Source organism: Acinetobacter sp. 1566109 (genome assembly GCF_000582255.1).
GTDB lineage: Bacteria > Pseudomonadota > Gammaproteobacteria > Pseudomonadales > Moraxellaceae > Acinetobacter > Acinetobacter nosocomialis.
This window is the reverse complement of record NZ_JEYB01000147.1, coordinates 1-2047: the sequence shown is the minus strand read 5'-3', so window position 1 is coordinate 2047 and position 2047 is coordinate 1. Positions and strand designations below refer to the sequence as shown.

Here is a 2047-nt window from a genome sequence, read left to right as displayed (position 1 = left end):
TGCCCAAGTTGGTCGAGGTTCCAGTGTGGCGATTTATGGTGCTGGCCCAGTCGGTCTGCTGGCTGCTGCCTGTGCGCGGATGCTCGGTGCCGAGCAGATTTTTATGGTCGATCACCATCCTTATCGTCTGAGTTTCGCACATCAAACCTATGGGGTGATTCCGGTCAATTTTGATGAAGTCGATGCCGCTGAATTTATCATTCAAAATACCACGGGTTATCGTGGAGTCGATGCCGTCATTGATGCGGTCGGTTTTGAAGCCAAAGGCAGCATGCTGGAAACTGTAATGACTAACCTGAAATTAGAAGGTTCGAGTGGTTCAGCGTTAAGACAATGTATTGCAGCGGTCCGCCGCGGCGGTGTGGTGAGTGTACCTGGAGTTTATGCCGGTCCAATTCACGGCTTCCTGTTTGGTGATGCCTTTGACAAAGGTTTAACCTTTAAAATGGGACAAACTCATGTGCATAATTACTTGCCGCAGTTGCTAGAACATATCGAAAATGGAGATCTGTCTCCAGATCTGATTATTACCCATCGCATGAAACTGGAAGATGCTGCGGAAGGTTACCGTATTTTTGATAAAAAAGAAGAAGACTGTCGTAAAGTAATTCTGACGCCATAAATATGATTAAAGGAAAGCGCCATCAGGCGCTTTTTTATTTTTTATCATCATTTTATCAATCCTCTTTTTCTTGTTTTTAAGGGCTTTGTTGCACAAAGATTTGAAATGCAAAGCGCCCCTAATTGGTAAGCGTCCGCTGAATCCCATACCTATTTTTTAATTCGATTTAGGTTTCCAGCAGTGCGGCAGCAATTCTTCAATTTGGGTCACTTTGTGTGTCGGTAACCTTTTCAGCACATCACTTAAATAGGCATACGGATCCAAGCCATTCAGCTTTGCTGACTGGATTAAAGTCATGATGTTTGCCGCTCGCTGACCACTGCGCAGCGAACTTGCAAACAGCCAGTTCTTGCGTCCCAACGCCCAGGGACGCATCTGATTCTCTACCCAATTGTTGCATATCGGTAGATTGCCATCATCCAGATAGCGGCTTAAGGCTGGCCAACGCTTCAGAGTGTAATTGATAGCCTTGGCGGTGGGAGAACTCGATGGCACTGTCAGATGATGTTGGTTGAGCCATTCATATAGTTGTTGCATCACTGGTTGACTATGCTGTTGTCGGTATTCGCGGCGGTCTTCCGCTGTACCATCGGTCTTTTTCCTGAGTTCTGCTTCTATCGCATACAGTTTCTGAATCAGCACTAAGGCCTGTTCAGCAACCTGACTTTTCCCAGTTACATGCAGTTCATGGAATTTACGACGTGCATGGGCCATGCACCCTACCTCAATCACCTGGCCTGATTTAAAACGTGCTTTATAACCACTGTAATCATCACAGACTAGATAGCCCTGCCAGCCTTTCAAGAACTCTTCAGCATGCTGGCCTGAACGACTATCCTGAAAGTCATAGATCACCGCCTGAACTGGATTATACTGTGTGGTGGCATAGGCCCAGACATAACCTTTCTTCGGTTTTTTATTATTCTCACCCATCCGCATGATGGTGACCGGTGTTTCATCTGCATGCAGCACCCGCTGTTGCAGCACCACCTCTTTTAAGGCATTGGCCAGAGGTTCCAGTTCTACACCGCAGCGACCTATCCAGTCAGATAAAGTGGATCTGGACAGATCAATGCCAGCCCGCTGATAGATCAGGCGCTGACGGTACAGCGGCAAATGATCGGCATACTTCGATACCAGCACATGGCTGAGCAATTCAGGTGAAGCAATGCCTTTATCAATCACATAGGCGGGCATCGCTTGCTGAGTCAGAGTGTCACACTGATCACAGACCCATTTACCACGCACATGCTGTTCCTTATAGAACTGTGCCGGTCTGAAATGCAGTTTTTCACTGACATCTTCGCCGATACGACGGAGTTGGCAGCCACAAGCACATTGGGTTGATGCAGGTTCATGCTCAATACGGATGGTGTGTAGATGATCTGGCAGTGGTCGACGTTTAGGTTTATTGGTTTTGGCTTT

At 47.1% G+C, this 2047-nt stretch carries 2 protein-coding genes; one reads left to right on the top strand and one right to left on the bottom strand.

Going from position 1 to position 2047, the window contains the following annotated elements; all coding sequences use genetic code 11:
- Window positions 1-622, top strand: a 622-nt coding sequence (locus tag J582_RS24825) for a zinc-binding dehydrogenase (protein WP_032048882.1), incomplete at its 5' end; no start/stop codon positions are given.
- A 156-nt stretch (window positions 623-778) separates the two neighbouring features.
- Here the strand turns inward: J582_RS24825 and J582_RS24820 are convergent.
- Window positions 779-2047: IS66-like element ISAba25 family transposase (locus J582_RS24820; protein ID WP_032048881.1), on the bottom strand; the 1269-nt coding region annotated here is incomplete at its 5' end.